This window comes from Limnoglobus sp., assembly GCF_059499385.1.
On record NZ_JCABYM010000153.1, the window covers coordinates 123552 to 139562 of the forward strand.

The 16011-nt window shown below is 69.7% G+C and carries 14 protein-coding genes; 10 read left to right on the plus strand and 4 right to left on the minus strand.

The features are described 5' to 3' along the window. The first annotated feature begins 175 nt into the window (after positions 1-175). The 3 genes from AC5JJ2_RS26840 (at position 176) to dnaB (ending at position 3149) form a co-directional block, all read left to right on the plus strand. Positions 176-709: a single-stranded DNA-binding protein gene (locus tag AC5JJ2_RS26840; protein ID WP_495861133.1), complete on the plus strand. Its 534-nt coding sequence runs from the start codon at positions 176-178 to the stop codon at positions 707-709. Positions 710-928: 219 nt separating this feature from the next. Next, on the plus strand, positions 929-1519 hold the full coding sequence (rplI, locus tag AC5JJ2_RS26845) for a 50S ribosomal protein L9 (protein ID WP_495861134.1): 591 nt from the start codon (positions 929-931) through the stop codon (positions 1517-1519). A gap of 262 nt (positions 1520-1781) precedes the next feature. After that, positions 1782-3149 carry a replicative DNA helicase gene (dnaB, locus tag AC5JJ2_RS26850; protein ID WP_495861135.1) on the plus strand — a complete coding sequence of 456 codons (1368 nt, stop codon included), beginning with the start codon at positions 1782-1784 and terminating at the stop codon, positions 3147-3149. A 14-nt stretch (positions 3150-3163) separates the two neighbouring features. On the opposite strand, the gene AC5JJ2_RS26855 is transcribed toward dnaB, so the two are convergent. Next, positions 3164-4522, minus strand: a complete 1359-nt coding sequence (locus tag AC5JJ2_RS26855; protein ID WP_495861136.1) for a DUF1501 domain-containing protein — start codon at positions 4520-4522, stop codon at positions 3164-3166. Positions 4523-4693: 171 nt separating this feature from the next. On the opposite strand from AC5JJ2_RS26855, the gene AC5JJ2_RS26860 reads away from it, so the two are divergent. Genes AC5JJ2_RS26860 through AC5JJ2_RS26870 form a run of 3 tightly spaced genes read left to right on the plus strand, consistent with a single transcriptional unit; the run spans position 4694 to position 7059 of the window. Next, entirely contained in the window at positions 4694-5254 is a 561-nt protein-coding gene (locus AC5JJ2_RS26860; RefSeq protein WP_495861137.1) for a hypothetical protein, read from the plus strand. Positions 5255-5269: 15 nt separating this feature from the next. Continuing rightward, positions 5270-6103: a CPBP family intramembrane glutamic endopeptidase gene (locus tag AC5JJ2_RS26865; RefSeq protein ID WP_495861138.1), complete on the plus strand. Its 834-nt coding sequence runs from the start codon at positions 5270-5272 to the stop codon at positions 6101-6103. Then, positions 6100-7059: a hypothetical protein gene (locus AC5JJ2_RS26870; RefSeq protein WP_495861139.1), complete on the plus strand. Its 960-nt coding sequence runs from the start codon at positions 6100-6102 to the stop codon at positions 7057-7059. Before AC5JJ2_RS26865 ends, AC5JJ2_RS26870 begins: the two co-directional genes overlap by 4 nt. Before the next feature lies 1 nt (position 7060). Here AC5JJ2_RS26870 and AC5JJ2_RS26875 read toward each other — a convergent pair whose 3' ends face one another. Beyond that, entirely contained in the window at positions 7061-7693 is a 633-nt protein-coding gene (locus AC5JJ2_RS26875; RefSeq protein WP_495861140.1) for a DUF2760 domain-containing protein, read from the minus strand. Between the two features lie 284 nt (positions 7694-7977). Between AC5JJ2_RS26875 and AC5JJ2_RS26880 the strand changes: the two genes are divergently transcribed. The 3 genes from AC5JJ2_RS26880 (at position 7978) to AC5JJ2_RS26890 (ending at position 12351) form a co-directional block, all read left to right on the plus strand. Next, positions 7978-10569 carry a hypothetical protein gene (locus tag AC5JJ2_RS26880; protein WP_495861141.1) on the plus strand — a complete coding sequence of 864 codons (2592 nt, stop codon included), beginning with the start codon at positions 7978-7980 and terminating at the stop codon, positions 10567-10569. 66 nt (positions 10570-10635) lie between these two features. Further along, a complete protein-coding gene (locus AC5JJ2_RS26885; protein ID WP_495861142.1) occupies positions 10636-10929 on the plus strand; it encodes a hypothetical protein in 294 nt (97 codons plus the stop codon). After that, positions 10930-12351 (plus strand): WD40 domain-containing protein, encoded by a 1422-nt coding sequence (locus AC5JJ2_RS26890; RefSeq protein ID WP_495861143.1) that lies wholly within the window; start codon positions 10930-10932, stop codon positions 12349-12351. It abuts the gene before it with no gap. A gap of 125 nt (positions 12352-12476) precedes the next feature. On the opposite strand, the gene AC5JJ2_RS26895 is transcribed toward AC5JJ2_RS26890, so the two are convergent. Continuing rightward, positions 12477-13766, minus strand: a complete 1290-nt coding sequence (locus AC5JJ2_RS26895; RefSeq protein WP_495861144.1) for a tetratricopeptide repeat protein — start codon at positions 13764-13766, stop codon at positions 12477-12479. Next, on the minus strand, positions 13763-15079 hold the full coding sequence (locus tag AC5JJ2_RS26900; RefSeq protein ID WP_495861145.1) for an FG-GAP repeat domain-containing protein: 1317 nt from the start codon (positions 15077-15079) through the stop codon (positions 13763-13765). Before AC5JJ2_RS26900 ends, AC5JJ2_RS26895 begins: the two co-directional genes overlap by 4 nt. 211 nt (positions 15080-15290) lie before the next feature. On the opposite strand from AC5JJ2_RS26900, the gene AC5JJ2_RS26905 reads away from it, so the two are divergent. Further along, positions 15291-15962: an RNA polymerase sigma factor gene (locus AC5JJ2_RS26905; protein ID WP_495861146.1), complete on the plus strand. Its 672-nt coding sequence runs from the start codon at positions 15291-15293 to the stop codon at positions 15960-15962. The last annotated feature ends 49 nt before the right edge of the window (positions 15963-16011 follow it).

Genomic DNA, 16011 nt, shown 5'->3' on the forward strand with positions numbered 1-16011 from the left:
CCCTCACCCCGGCCCTCTCCCCCGCAAAGCCGGGGGAGAGGGAGAAAAAGCCGCTACCGACGTTGCGGCCGGCCGACGGATCGCGTAATGATCCACCTACCGACCGCGCCCCGGACGTAGACCTTTTGTCTGACGCATCCCTTTTGCGGGGCCGGCGGTACCGAGGTCGCGACTCATGGCGACGTTCAACAAAGTCATTCTGATGGGGCGGCTGACGGACAACCCGGAGCCGCCGCGGACGCTGCCGAACAGCGGCAGCACGGTGGTGAAGTTCCGGCTGGCCGTCGGCCGGAGTAAGAAGAACCCGCAGACCGGGCAGTGGGAGAACGACCCGAACCCGCTGTACATCGACTGCGAGGTCTTCACCCGCCAAGACACGAAGCGGGACCTGTGCAACCTGGTCACCCAGTACGTGAAGAAGGGCGACCCGATCTTCATCGAGGGCCGGTTGCAACTGGACCAGTGGGACGACAAGACGACCGGCCAGAAGCGGTCCAAGCACAAGGTCGTCGTCGAGGGCATCGAGCTGCTCGGCGGCAACCGGCAGCAGGGCGGGCAACCCGGCGGCGGGTACGACGGCGGGATGGACGACGCCCCGCCGCCGGCGCGGTCGCCCGGCCGGCCCGCGGGCCGCGGCGGGTTCACCCCGCCGGCCCCGGCCGACGACGGCCCCGGCGACGACGAGCCGAAGGGCGACATCCCGTTCTGACAGAGTAGTAGGCACACTCCGTGTGCCGTCTCCTGTCGGTCGCGGGGCGTTCGTCCGAGCCGCTGTGCCGCTCAACAAACGGCACACGGAGTGTGCCTACTACTATGACCAACCGGGGCCGCGGGGTCGGCCCCGGACTTTGTTTCCTTCACCACCGCTTGGGACACACCCCTTCGTCCCTAACCCGCACGCCGGGGACAGGCGCGAGAGACGACGACCATGGCGAAAGCCGACGCGAAGACGAAGCCGGCCGCGAAGGCCGCCCCCGCCAAGGGGGAACGGACGCTGCCGAAGAAGAAGGTCCGCCGCCGCCAGCAGATGATTCGGGGCAAGCACGGCGGGATGCAGCTCGTCCTCGTCGAGGACGTGGCGCACCTCGGCAAGCAGGGCGACCTCGTGGAAGTGAAGGCCGGGTACGGCCGCAACTACCTCGTCCCCTACGGGCTGGCCGTCGTGCCGGACCCGCACAACCTGAAGCGGCTGGAGAGTTACAAGATCACCGTCAGCAAGGCCCGCGAGGCCCGGATCGCGGACCTCAAGGTGCTGGCCGAGCAACTGGCCCGCATGGGGTCGTTCACGATCGAGGCGAACGCGACCGACGACGACCACCTGTACGGCTCCATCGGCGCGGCCGAAATCTCGAAGCTGCTCAAGGGCAAGAACCTCGGCATCGAGCCGGCGATGGTGAAGCTGGAGCACCCGATCAAGGAGGCGAACACGATCTCCGACGTGCCGCTGAACCTCGGGTACGGGATCGAGTCGAAGATTCAGCTCATCGTGGTCGGCATCAAGCAAGGGGCGAAGAAGTAACTTCCCCCGCAGGACGTGCGAACGGCTCACGGAGGACGCTCCGTGGGCCGTTTTTTTACGTCCAGACTTCCGAAGTCCGGCTTCGACTTCGGAAGTCGATCCCGCGCAACGGCTATCGCGGGGTCGGGAACGCTTCACCGCCCCCTCGACTTCCGAAGTCGAAGCCGGACTTCGGAAGTCGGGCATCCGCGATTGACAGCACCGCGCCTCCCGGCGGATAACGTGGTTTGCCAGACCCCAGACCCCAGACCCCGGCCCCGCCATGTCCGACCTCGTCCTGCCCGACCGCGTGCCGCCGCAGAGCAAGGAAGCCGAGATGGGCGTCCTCGGCAGCATCTTGCGCGACAACAACGTACTGAACGAGGTCCAGCAGATCGTCCGCGCCGACAACTTCTACTTCGACGCGCACCAGAAGATCTTCCAGGCCGTCGTCGAGACGTACAACGACGGCAAGCCGGTCGATGCCGTCATCCTGTTCGAGGTGCTGAAGCAGCGGAAGCAGATCGAAGACGTTGGCGGGCCACTGTACATCGCAGAGTTGTTCGACTCCGCGCCGACGGCGGCGAACGCCGAGTATTACGCCCGGATCGTCCGCGAGAAGGCGATCGTCCGCAACCTCATCCACGCGAACACGGAGCTGCTGCGGGACGCCTACGACGGGACGATGCCGGCCGACGAGCTGCTCGGCATGGCCGAGCGGCGGGTGCTGGAGATCGCCGAGAAGGGCACGGTCGGCGAGCTGAAGACGCTCAACGACGCGATGAAGGAGGCGCTCGACCGGATCGACGCCCGCTCGACCGGCAACCTGTCCGAGGTCGGCGTGCCGACCGGGTACATCGACCTCGACAACCTCACCGCCGGGCTGCACGAGAACGAACTCGTCATCCTCGCGGCGCGGCCGGGTATCGGAAAAACAGCGTTCGCTTTGAACATGGTCCGGCACGCGGTGGTGGACGAGCGGATGCCGGTGTTCTTCGTCAGCCTCGAAATGGCCCGCGTCGAACTCGCCGAGCGGTTGCTCGCCTGCCAGTCCCGCGTGGACAGCTTCAAACTCCGGAAAGGAACGCTCAACAGCCACGACATCCAGCGGCTCATGGAGGCCGGCGAGCAGCTCCGCGGCCCGGCCCGCGACCCGGTGAAGCTGTTCATCGACGACACGCCGGCGCAGACCATGCTCCGCATCGCGGCCAACGCCCGGCGGCTGAAGATGAAGCACGGCCTGCGGCTCGTCGTCATCGACTACCTGCAGCTCATCGAACCCGAAAACCGCCGCGACCCGCGGCAGGAGCAGGTGGCGCAGATCAGCCGGCGGTTGAAGTTCCTGGCGAAGGAGCTGCACATTCCCGTCATCGCGCTCGCACAGGTGAACCGGGCGAGCGAGGACCGGCAGGACCACAAGCCGCGGCTGTCGGACCTCCGCGAGTCCGGGTCGCTGGAGCAGGACGCGGACACGGTGATGATCCTGCACCGGCCGGGGAAGTTCGACGGCAACGCGGACGACAACGTGCTGGAGGTGATCGTGGCGAAGCAGCGGAACGGCCCGACCGGGGAGGTGACGCTGACGTACCTGAAGGAGTACATGCGGTACGAGAACTACGCCGCCGACGCCGGCCGCGGGGACGGGATTTAGGCGGCCCGGTACGCTCAGAACAAACCCTTCACCACCTCGCCGCGGCTGGCCGGGAGCGGGCGGCCGAGCGGGTCGATGTACTCCGCGTGCGGGTCGATCCCCATCGCGTGCAGGATCGTCGCCGTCAGGTCTTGCGGCGTCACCTTGCCGTCCTTCGGGTACGCTCCCGCCTTGTCCGAGCTGCCGTGGACCTGCCCGCCGCGGATCCCGCCGCCGGCGAGGGCCACCGAGAACACCGGCCCCCAGTGGTCGCGGCCGCCGCGGCCGTTGAGTTTCGGCGTCCGCCCGAACTCGGACAGGCACGCGACCAGCGTGTCTTGTAGCAGCCCGCGGCGGTCGAGGTCGTCCAGCAGCGCCGCGAACGACTGGTCGAGCGTCGGCGCGAGCGGCGACTTCATCCGCTCGGCTTCCCGCACGTGCGTGTCCCAGCACGGCGCGTCGGACGGCTCGTCCGGGCCGCGGTACCAGTTCACCTGCACCAGCGACACGCCGGCCTCCACCAGCCGCCGGGCGAGTAGGCAGCTCTGCCCGAAGTGCGTCCGGCCGTACCGGTCGCGGGTCGCCGGCGGCTCCTTGTTCAGGTCGAACGCCGCCCGCGCGGCCGCCGAGCCGAGCAGCGCGAACGCCTGCCGCGTGTGCCGGTCGTACTTCCCGCCGGCGTCCTCGGCCGCCTTCGCTAGATAGCGGTCGAACGTTTGCAATAGTCCCTTGCGGTCGCTCAGCCGGTCGAGCGGCACGTCCGGGGCGAGGGTGAACTCCGGGATTTCAAACTTCGCCTCCCCCGGATGGCAGCGGAACAGCCACGGGTCGGCCGCCCGGCCGAGGAACCCGCCGTCCTGCCCCGGCCAGACGGAGCTGTCCGTGTTGAAGATGTGCATCGGCAGCCGCACCGCCCCCGGCAGCCCGCCGGCGTCGCCGCGGATCCGCCGCACGAGGCTGCCGAGGTTCGGCCAGTCGTTCGGCGGGCCGGGGTTCGCGTTCTCGACCTGCATCGGGGCGTGCGGCACGCCGGTCATCATGTAGTAGCCGCTGGACGAGTGCGCGTTGTCGTTCGTGGACATCGCTCGCAACAGGCAGAGTTTGTCCGCCTGCCCCGCCAGCTTCGGGAACAACGACCCGACTCGGAGGCCGGGGACGACGGTGTCGATGGGGCCGAACTCGCCGCGGACCTCGGCCGGGGCGTCCGGCTTCGGGTCCCACGTCGCGTGCTGCGGCGGCCCGCCGAGCAGGAACAGGACGATGCAGTTCTTCGCCTTCGCGGTCGAGCCGGCGGCGCGGGCGGGCGTCAGCTGCGGGAGCGCGAGGCCGAGGGACGAGAGCGCACCGGCCCGGAGGAGTTCGCGTCGGGAGACGCGGTCGGCGAGGCGGAACATGGAACGTGCGTCCGGCGGGGAGGGATGAGCCGATTGTCCCCGCGCCGCCGGTCGGAGTCAACGGTGAAACGGCCGTCCAACCGACCCGGCCGGTTTTTTGTTGGACGGCCCCGAACCGCGGCCGGTATCCTTATTCCGGCCCTCCCGCCGCACCCACCACGAAAGGCCGCCATGGCGAGCGACGAACTCGGCAGCTTGTCCCAAAAGGTCCGTACCGACAGCCTCCGGTCCGCCCGGATCATCATGATCATCGTCGGCCTCCTGATGAGCGGCGCGAACCTGTTCTTCGCCCTCAGCGCCGAGGCGATGGTGGACAAGGAGATCAACGACCTGCGGAAGTCGGGAATGGTGTTCGACGAGGCGAAGTTGAAGCCGTTCCGCGACTCGGCGATCCGCACGACGCAACTGGCCGCCTTCGTGTTCGTCGGCGTCGGGGCGATCTTCTTCGTGCTCGCGGCGATGATCTACAAGGCCCCGGTCCCCTGCACGGTGACGGCCCTGGTCCTGTACGTCGGCGGCTGGGTCGCGAGCGTGGCCATCGCCATATCGAATACGGACGACGCGAAGGAGGTGGGCCAGGCCGTCGCGAGCGGGTGGCTGGTCCGCATCCTCATCATCATCGCATTGGTGAAGGCGGTGCAAGCGGCCATCGCGTACCAGAAGGAACGGCAGAACGAGGCCGCCGACCGCGACGCGGACGGCGACGGGCTGGCCCCGCTCGGCAACCTGTAAGCGGACGGCCCCGGCATGACCCCGCCCGACGACGACGAACCGCCGCCGGACCCGGCCACCGAGCCGGAGCCGATCCTCGAACCCGAACCGGTCGCGTGCTGGCGGTGCGGCCTGGCGGTCGCGGCGAAGCGGGCCGAGTGCCCGCACTGCCGCGCCCGCCTGCGGACGCCCGCCCCGCCGGTGAAGCCCGCCCCGCCCGCGGACGACGGCCGGCCGCTGTTCGTCGCCCTCCGCGGGTTCTTCGCGCTGCTCGTCGTGTCCATCGTCCACGGGGCCGTCCTCGCCGGCGCGGACGACAACCAGCCGCAGGCCGTCGAGAACGTCACCCTCGCCGTGTTCGAGGCCATCGACACGGTCATCATCCTGATTACGTGGGCGGCGTGCGGGTCGGCCCGGCTGCCGCCGCCCCCGCCGCCGCCGGGCCGCCGGCCGCTGGCGTGGGCCGCCGCGTGGCCGCTGCTCGCGGTGATGCTCCTGGTCAACGTCGGCTACCACGCCGTCCTCCGCGAGTACGCGAAGTTCGACGGGCTGAACCTCCCCGCCCCGCCGGGCGTCACGCTCGTCACGGTGCTGCTGATCTGCGTGCAGCCGGCGGTCGTCGAGGAGCTGTTCTTCCGCTACCTGTTGCTCGGCGTCCTCCGCCGGCACGCCGGCGTCCACGGGGCGGTCCTCGCGTCCGCGGCCGCGTTCGCCCTGTGCCACGTCCACGCCCTGCTGAGCATGCCGTACCTGTTCCTCGTCGGCGCGTTCCTGGGGTACGCCCGCGTCGCCTCCCGGTCGATGTTCCTGCCGGTGGCGCTGCACTTCACCCACAACCTGGCCGTGCTCGCGTTGGAGGGGATTCTGTGACAGGGGAAATCGTCGAATCGCGGCCGACCGGCGGGGTCCTGGCCGGCGTCTTCCTGGTCGCCGCGGTCGGGCTGGCCGCGCTGTTCGCGACCGCCCCGAAGAAAAGTAACTGGCCCATCGCGTTCCTGCCGGTGGGCGTAGCGGCCGGGATTTGGCTCGGCCGCGACCGGCTGGTGCGGTTCCGCGTCGGCGAGCAGGCGCTGGAGTTCGAGCGGCCGACGGCGGACATCGTCCACTACCAGTACCTGACGGCCGTGACGACGCCGGTGGACAAGGGGACCGAGTACCCGATCCAACTCACGCACGCGGCCGGGCAGACGCTCATCCCGGCCCGGCTGACGGTCCCGTCCCGCGAGCTGCACGAGTTCCTCGAAAGCAAGCTGCCGCCGGAGGAGGTGGACGACGTGCCGGCCGCGATCACGCCGTTCCGGGACGAGCAGATCGCGAAGTTCGGCCGGGAGCGGGTGTTCACGTACCTCGGCCGGCCGAAGATGCTCCAGCCGCGGTCCTACCGGGGCGTCGGCGGGATGCTCGGCCTCCTCGTCGCCGCGGTCCTCATGGGGTTGCTCGGCACGCTGATTCACGGCGACCGAGACGGCGTGTGGCTGAACGCCGCCATCGGCCTCGGCTTCTTCGGCGGGTTCACGGCCCTCATCCTGTACCTGGTCGGCGGGCCGAAGGCGGAAGACGGGTCGCGGCCGGCGCTGGTCGTCAGCCCGGTCGGCATCGCGCTCGTCCAGGGGGACACGAAGGGGAAGCTGCGGTGGGACGAGGTGAAGGGGATCGAGCACCCCCCGGTGAAGCGGATGGGCACGGCCCGGACCGGGAACAGCCGGTACGGCGTCGGCATCCTGGTGGCCGGGGCGTACATCGTCATCAAGGACCAGTACCACCGGCCGGCCCGCGAAATCTACGACGTGCTGTGCGAGTTCTGGAACGACGGCCGCCCCGGCTGACCTACGCCAACTGCACCTCCGCCGGCTGGACGACGAACGCGTCCTGGCCGGCCGGCAGCGGGGACAGCTTCACCTCGCGGACCCGCCAGCCGGGGTGCTGCACCTCGCCGGTGTACGGCGGCTGCCCGGTCACGTTCCCGAGCACGCGGATCGCCGACGGGTCGAACCCGGCCGGGACCGTCACCTTGTCCCCCTCGGTCCCCGCGACGATCGGCTCCAGCACGAGGTGCTGCTTCAGCACGGCCTGGGCCTTCCGGTGGATGTCCCGCACCGCCTGCCCGACCTGCGCGTCCTGGTAGCCGCCGATGTCTTCCAGCAGGAAGTCGAGGAACCGGGCTTCCGTTTGAAGGAGCGCGAGTAGTCGGAGCGGCTCGCCGGACGGCTTCTCGATCAGCGGCTTCGGCGGCGGGGGCGGCGAACTCGCGACCGGCGGCGGGGGCACGGTCGGGGCCGTGACCGGCAGGCCCATCAGCTCGTTGACCTTGTTCGCGAACGCCGGGTCGAGGTTCGCCCGCCCGGCGACGTTGAGGCCCCACGACGCCCGGCCGATGCTGCCGGCCCGCGCGATCATCACGACCGTGAACAGGAACCCCGCCACGACGAGGCCGACCACGAACCCGAGCAGGTATTCCATCCGAATGTTCCCTAAATAATCTCGTCCCGAACAAGACGCCCCGTCCGACGTCGGAGGGTGCGACGGCGAACGGCACGGCGTCAGCGTGCCGGTGACGCCGCAACCACCCACACCGGCACGCTGACGCCGTGCCGTTCGCCGTCATGGTCCTCGGATTTATACGGATTGTGCGCGTCGCTTGACCCCGGCCGGGCGGCGGTTTACCATCATCTCTACCTGCCACCCGCGGAACCGCGTTCCGCTCTCGCGCTTCTAACGCCGCGCCCGTGTCACGGAGACTCCCCATGCGCCGACCCCTGCTCGCGGTCGCGTTCGCCGTCGCGTCGGTCGCGGTCGCCCAACAGCCGCAGAACCTGCTGCCGCTGCCGCGGATCAACTCCGTCTTTCCGGCCGGCGGGAAGGCCGGCACGACCGTGGACGTGACGGCCCTCGGCACCGACCTCGACGACGCCACGGCCCTGACGTTCTCACACCCCGGTCTGAAGGCGGAGGTCGTGTTGCCGCCGGCCGACCCGCCCGCGGACCCGAAGAAGAAGGACCCGCCGAAGAAGAAGAACGCCCCGCCGCCGACGGAGGCAAAGTTCAAAATCACGGTCGCCGCCGACGTGCCGCCGGGGGCCTATGACGTCCGCGTCGTCAACAAGTACGGTGTCAGCAACCCGCGGCTGTTCGTCGTCGGCGACAAGCCGGAGGTCAACGAGAAGGAGTCGAACAACGACACCGGCGAGGCGCAGAAGGTCGAACTCAATAGCGTCGTGAACGGCGTCATCAGCAACCCGGTGGACGTGGACTACACCGCGTTCAGGGGGAAGGCCGGGCAGCGGGTGCTGATCCACTGCGCGGCGAGCGGCATCGACAGCAAGTTGAAGCCACTGATCGAGGTCTTCGCGCCGGACGGCCGCCGCGTGGCGAACGCCCGCAACTACCAGGACGCCGACGCGCTCGCGGACGTGACGGTCCAGAGCGACGGCGAGTACCTCGTGCGGCTGACGGAGTTCGCGCACCAGGCCGGCAGTCCGGACCACTTCTACCGGCTGACGCTCACCACCGGGCCGTGGATCGACGCCGTGTTCCCGCCGGTCGTGGAGCCGGGCAAGGCGGCGACGCTGACCGTCTACGGCCGCAACCTGCCCGGCGGGAAGCCGAGCGGGATGAGCGTGGACGGCAAGCCAGTCGAGTCGGTCACGGCATCGGTCACACCGGCCCAATCGCCGTTCCGTCGCCGCATCGACCCGCCGACCGGGTTGCAGGACAGCTTCGAGTTCCGGCTGCCCGGCTCGAACGCCGTGCCGGTCTACCTCACGTCCGGGCCGGTGACAATGGAGAAGTCGGCCGACAACGACAAGCCGGAGGCGGCCGAGGCGCTGACCGTGCCGTGCGAACTGGCGGGGCGGATCGAGAAGCGGTACGACCGCGACTGGTACAGCTTCACGGCGAAGAAAGGCGACACGCTCATGGTCGAGCTGTTCGCCGACCGCATCGGGTCCTCGATGGACGGCTTCCTCACGATCCGCAACGCCGCGACGAAGCAGGACGTGGCGAACGAGGGGACGCTCGACGACGACGCGGAATCGCTGCACCCGACGAGCTTCTTCAGCCGCACGACCGACCCGGTCGCGTTCAAGTTCACCGCCCCGGCGGACGGCACGTTCCAAATCCTGGTCGGCAGCCGCGACGCGAACGTGAGTTACGGCCCCCGCAGCTCCTACCGCCTCCGCGTCGGCCCGGCGAGGCCGGACTTCCGCGCCGTGGTCATGCCGCGCAGCCGCGAGTTGCCCGCGGCCGTGGTCGCGCGGCCGGACGGCGAGGTCGCGTTCGACGTGTTCCTCCAGCGGCTCGACGGCTTCGCCGGGGCCGCGACCGTTTCCGTCGAAGGCTTGCCCGCCGGCGTCACGGCGTCGCCGACGACCATCGGCACGGGCCAGAAGTGGGGCACGCTCGTCCTCTCCAGCGCCGCCACGCTCGCCGACGCGCAGGCGACGCTCAAGGTAAAGGTGACGGCCACCATTAATGGGAAGCCGGTCACTCGCGAGGCTCTGCCGGCGTCGATTACCTGGGCCGTGCAGGGGCAGAACGTCCCGACCGTTGCCCGGCTCGACCAGTCGCTGGTCCTCGCCGCCCGCGGGGACAAGGCGACGTTCCGCGTCAAGCCGGACCTCGCCGCCGCGACCGTGAAGCTCGACGGCAAGGACGAGAAGGCGTCGTCCCCCCTCGTCGTGAAGCCGGGGAGCAAGGTGACGGTCCCGGTGAAGGTGACGTGGCAGGAGAAGGACGCCCGGCCGAACCCGGTGAACGTGGTGATCGAGCCGACGCAGCAGAACATGAACCAGTCGGCCGTGAACGTGAACAACGCCCAGCCGGTCGCGATCCCGAAGGACAAGGCGGACGGCACGGTCGTCGTGGACGTGAAGAGCAACGCCGCGCCGGGAACTTACAGCGTCCCGCTGCGGGCCGAGACGACGGTGAAGTTCTCGAAAGACCCGACGGGCAAGGACAAGAAGGACATCACCGTGTATGCGTTCGCGGCCCCGTTCGAGGTGACGGTCATCCCGACGAGCCTCGCGAAGTTGTCGGCCCAGTCGCCGGGCAACCTGAAGCAAGGCGCGACGGCCGAGGTCGTGGTTCGCGTCGAGCGGCAGTTCGACTTCGACGGCCCGTTTACCGTGAAGGTGGAGCTTCCGAAAGAGGCCGTCGGCGTGACGGCGGAGCCGGTGACGATCCCGGCCGGCGCGACGGAGGCGAAGCTGAAGCTCGTCGCCGCGAAGGACGCGAAGGTCGGCGCGGTGAACAACGTGGCCGTCACCGCCGTCGCGAAGTGGGACGGCAAGTACGAGACGAAGCACGAAACGAAGTTCAACGTGAACGTGGTGAAGTGAGGAATTGAGCCCCAGATGAACAAAGAGGACACGGGTAAAATCAGATAGGAGAGCGAAGGATCATCAATGGATCACCCGAACAATCTTGAGCCGATTCGCTGGTCCATACTCGTGCGGTTCGCGGCCGTTTTCGGCCTCGTGTTCGGGTTGATCGGCGTCTCGGCTCGTGCTGTTGCCGAGCGGCTGGTACGCGGTCACGAACTCGATCCCGTCGATTTGGCTCAGGTATTTTTGAGTCGCCTGACCGAGGGCTATTTCTTCTCCCTAGTTTGCGCCTACCTATTGCTCCGACAAATTCGCCAAGAGGCCGCCACGCCGCCACCGCCCGCCACACCTGATTCATCCCCACCGAGAGAATAAATGATGCGCACCCTGACCCTCCTGTTCCTCCTTTCCGCCGTCGCTTCGGCCCAGGAAAAGAAGGACGCCAAGCTCACGCCGATCGAGCCGGCGAAGCTCGACCGGAAGGAGCCGATCGACTACGCGAAGGACGTGCAGCCACTGTTCGCGGCGAAATGCACCGTCTGCCACTCCGGGTCGGAGCAGAAGGGGAAGTTCGACATGGGCACGTTCGCGGCCGTCATGAAGGGCGGCCGCCGCGGCGTCGCCGTCGTGCCGGGCAAGCCGACGGACAGCCTGCTGTACGCGTACAGCAGCCACAACAAGGCCCCGGTCATGCCGCCGAAGTCGGAGGAGAACCCGCTCACCCCGGCCGAGGTCGCGGTCCTGAAGCTCTGGATCGAGCAGGGGGCGAAGGGGCCGACCGCGCCGGAGGTGAAGTCGCGGCCGAAGGTCGTGCTGACGCTGCCGCCGGCGCTCGTGAAGCCGGTGCGGGCCGTGGCCGTCAGCCCGGAGAAGGTCGAGAAGGCCGTCGTCGCCGCCGGCCGCGGGAACCAGATCCACCTGTTCGACGGCAAGACCGGCGCGTTCAAGGCGACGTTCCTCGACCCGACGCTGAAAACCGCGGACGGCAAGGAGGCGAAGTCCGCGCACGTCTCGCTCGTCGAGTCGCTGGCCTACTCGCCGGACGGCAAGACGCTCGCCAGCGGCAGCTTCCAGGAGGTCACCCTCTGGGACGCCGAGAAGGGGACCGTGAAGGCCCGCGTCCCCGGCTTCGCCGACCGCGTCGTGGCGCTCGCCTACTCCGCGGACGGCAAGTTGCTCGCCACCGGCGGCGGCGCGCCGACGGAGGACGGCGAGGTCAAGGTGTTCACCGCGGACGGCAAGCCGGCGTTCGAGGTCAAGAGCGGGCACAGCGACACGGTGTTCGGCGTCGCGTTCAGCCCGGACGGGAAGCTGCTCGCCACGAGCGGCGCGGACAAGTTCGTGAAGGTGTGGGAAGTGCCGAGCGGTAAGTTCGTGAAGTCGTTCGAGGGGCACACGCACCACGTCCTGGACGTGGCCTGGACGGCCGACGGGAAGAAGCTCGTGTCGGCCGGGGCCGACAACGTCATCAAGGTGTGGGACTACGAGAAGGGGGAGAAGGCCCGCGACATCCAGGGCCACCAGAAGCAGGTGACGCGGCTGGCGGTCGTGCCGAAGACGCAGACGTTCCTGACGGCCAGCGGCGACGCGACGGTGCGGCTGTACAACGCGGACAACGGCAACCAGGCCCGGACGTTCGGCGAGAACAAGGACTACGTGTACGCGGTGGCGACGAACCCGGACGGCGCGGTCGTCGCGGCCGGCGGCGAGGAGGGCGTCGTCCGGCTGTACAACGGCACGAACGGGCAACTCGTGAAGGCGATGCTCCCGCCGGACGCGGAGCCGAAGAAGAAGTAGCCTCGACTTCCGAAGTCCGGCTTCGACTTCGGAAGTCGAGCGAGCCCAGAACCTTCGCCGCGTCCGCAGATGCCGCTCTCCCCTCGGACTTCCGAAGTCGAAGCCGGACTTCGGAAGTCGGGTTCTCACTTCCCCATCACCGCCAGCGCCCGCGCCGCGCGGCCGTGGTCCGGGTCGAGCGACAAACACTTCTCGAACGCCTGCCGCGCCTCCGCGGGGCGGTTGAGCGCCCGGTACGCCTCGCCGAGGCGGTACCACCCGTGGGCCAGCTGCGGGTCGAGCCGCACCGCCTCCCGGAACGCGCCGACCGCCTCCGCCGGCTTCCCCGCGTCGTGCCGGTCGATCCCGGCCGACAGGAACGCCAGCGGCAACAGCGCCCTCGCCGCGGCCGCGTCGCCGGCCTGCTCGTGGGCCGCCGCCAGCTTGTACCGCAGGTCCTTCACGTCCGGACCGGTCCCGAAGGCCGCGGCCCGCGCCCATGCCGCCCGCGCGTCGGCGGCGCGGCCGGCGGCCTCGTAAGCCTCGCCGAGCCGCCACACCATCTGCACCGACGGCCCGCCGCGGTCCACGGCGTCCGCCAGCACCTTCACCGCCTCGGCCGGGCGGTTGCGGTTCAGCAGGTGCTCGGCGTACCCGTCGGCCGCCTCGACCGACCATGCGTTCGCCGTCACGTCGGTTAAAAATGCGTCCGCTTCCGCCGCGGGCATCTTCGGAAGTTTCTTGAACGCGGCCCGCACGCCGAGCCGGTCCTTCACGGCTTCGAGCCACGCCGCCTCGCGGTCGAGCGGGTTCGGCAACCGGTCCGGCGACCGCTCGAACCGGTCGGCCAGCTCGTCCGCCTGCCGCGCGTCGCCGCGGGCCAGGGCCGCGCGGTAGCGGAGGGACACCGACTGCTGCGCGTCCGGGAGGTCGGCGGGTCGGCCCAGCCGCACCAACTCCAGCCGGGCGGCGGGCAGGTCGCCGCACTTCGCGAAGGCGTCCGCCGCCGCGACCGCGTCTTCGAGCCGGAGGTGGTTGCGGCCGACGTGGTACCACACTTCCGTCGGCCGCGGGTGGCCGGCGTCGATGGCCGCGGCGTACCGCCCGTTCGCCTCTACCACGAGGCTCAGCCGGTCGAGCGCGAACGCATGGCGGAACAGCGCCTCCGGGTCGCCGGTGCGGGCGGCCACGCGGTAGCACGCCTCCGCTTCGGGCAGGAAGCCGGTGGCAAAGTACGCGTCCGCGAGGTTCCCCCAGTCGGCGGGAGTCTCGCACCGATCCGCCAGCGCGCGAACGTCGGCGGCCGTGATCGGGTCAATCGCCGACAGGTCCGGCCGCGGCGGCGTCGGGCGACTCCACTGCCGGTACGCGAACACCGCCCCGGTGGCGAGTTCGACGAGGATGATGAACGCGAGCAGCGCGCGGGGGCGGGTCATGGGCCGCCCGCCTTCCGGTTCAGCCACGCGGTCAGCCGACCGCGCTTCCCCGGCGGGACCGGTTCCAGGTTGAGCGCCCCGGCCACCACGTCCGTCCGGCCGTCGCCGTCGAGGTCGCCCGCCGCGACCGTGGCGAGCGCCACCGGCCGGTCCGCGAGTGTCTTCGCGGCGAACGTCTGCCGCCCGTCGTTCTCCAGCAGCACGAGGCTCGCGGCCCCGTCCGCCCGCCAGTCGTTGAACATGCACGCCAGCACGAGGTCGGTGTCGCCGTCGGCGTCCAGGTCCGCCGCCGCCGCCGCGTACACGCCGCCGACCGCCGCCAGCCGGTGGACTTCAAACTGCAGGTTGCCCTTGTTTTCCAGCCAGAAGCAGCCATGCCACGCCTGCGGGAAGTGGTGGCCGACTTCCAGATTGTCCCCGGCCGAGAGGATCAGGTCCGGGTCGCCGTCGCGGTCGAGGTCGGCGACGGTCAGCCCGGCGCTGCCGAGGTCGTAGTTCGGGAAGCCGTGCAGCTTCCGCGGCGCGAACGCCCCTTTCCCGTCGTTGACGAACGCCCACACCTCCTCGTGGTCCTGCGACACGAGCGCCACCACGTCGAGGTCGCCGTCGCCGTCCAGATCGACGACGGGGACGTGCGACGGGCCTTGCGACGCGAACAACAGGTGATCGCGGAACCGGCCGCCGCCCTTGTTTTCCAGCCACAGGACGCGGCCGCGGTTGAACCCGTACTCGGCGACCACGAGGTCGAGGTCGCCGTCGCCGTCGAGGTCGCCGGCCCGCACGTCCGTCACCCGCCGCACGTCGTCGAGCAGCGTGCGGCGGCCGAACTCGCCGCCCTTGTTCTCCAGCCACACGACCTGCCCGACGCGGTCGTCCGTCGGCCAGATGCTGCCGACGACGGAGACGATCAGGTCCGGGTCGCCGTCGGCGTCGAGGTCCGCGACGGCGAACGGGCCGGGGCAGTTCAACTCGGGGCCGAGCGGCCGCTCGTCCCAGTTGCCGCCGCGGCGGTGGTACGCGAACAACTGGTTCCGCTGCCCGTCGGCCGCGATCACTTCGGGGCGGCCGTCGCGGTTCAGGTCGAAGAGCTGGACGTGCGTGACCCGCGGCTGCCCGACCATCGGCCCGACGGCTTCCGCCCGTAGGGCCAACGCGGCAGGGGGGAACACGGCGACCGGGCTAACGTGCAGCGGCGGCGGGCCGCCGGCCGCCGGGACCGCCCGCACGACGAAGTAGAGCGCGACCGGCAACACCGCCGCGGCCGCGATCAGCACCCACGGGCGGCGCGGGCGTGTGGGAGATTGATGAGACATCGGGCGGACCTTGCAAGAAACCCGCGGCAAACCGGAATAGCCGATTATCCTACCGGCCGCCGGCAGGGGCGGGGGGCGGTTTCGGGTCGTGCCGGATTTCCCGCCTGTACGGGCGGTCAACTTTCCGCTTCACCCGTTGAGTGCCGGCGGTTTACCCGGTAGGGTTGATAGTAGAGCGTGACCCCGTGCGGCCCCAGCGAGGAGGCGAGTCGTGGCCCTCTTACCCGTCGATCGCGACCTGCTCCAACGGTGCCTGCGGAAGCAGCCGGGGGCGTGGAACGACTTCGTCGACCGCTACCTCAGCCTCATCTACCACGTCATCGGGTACACGGCCCACCTGCGGAGCGCGAAGGTCAACGCCGAGGACGTGGAGGACATCGCGGCCGAGGTGATGCTGCAAATCGTCGCGGACGACTACAAGGTGCTGCGGCAGTTCCGCGGGAACGCGACCCTCGCCACGTACCTGACCGTGATCGCCCGCCGCATCTGCGTCCACGAGCTGACCCGCCGGCAGACGGTCCGCGACGCCATCCGCAAGGGCGACGTGAAGGTGGACGACGTGCCCGACTCGTTCGAGGGGTCGCTGGCCGAGATCAAGGGGCTGGAGCGGCTGGACGAGGTGGACCGGCTGTTGCGGAAGCTCTCCGGCAAGGAGCGGGAGATCGTCCGGCTGTTCTACCTGGAGGGCCGCACCTACGAGGAGATCAGCACGGAGACGGGCGTGCCGGTGAACACGATCGGGGCGGTCCTGAGCCGCGCCCGCGAGAAGCTGCGGAAGTACCGCAAGAGCGCGACGGACATCCCGGTGCTGACGAAGGCGGACATTCGCGCGGCGAACGCCAACGCGCGGAAGCCGGAGATGAAGACGGGGGAGTCGAAGTAAGCAGAGGTCAGAAGTCAGAGACCAGAGGTCAGAAAAGACATTCGGCGTC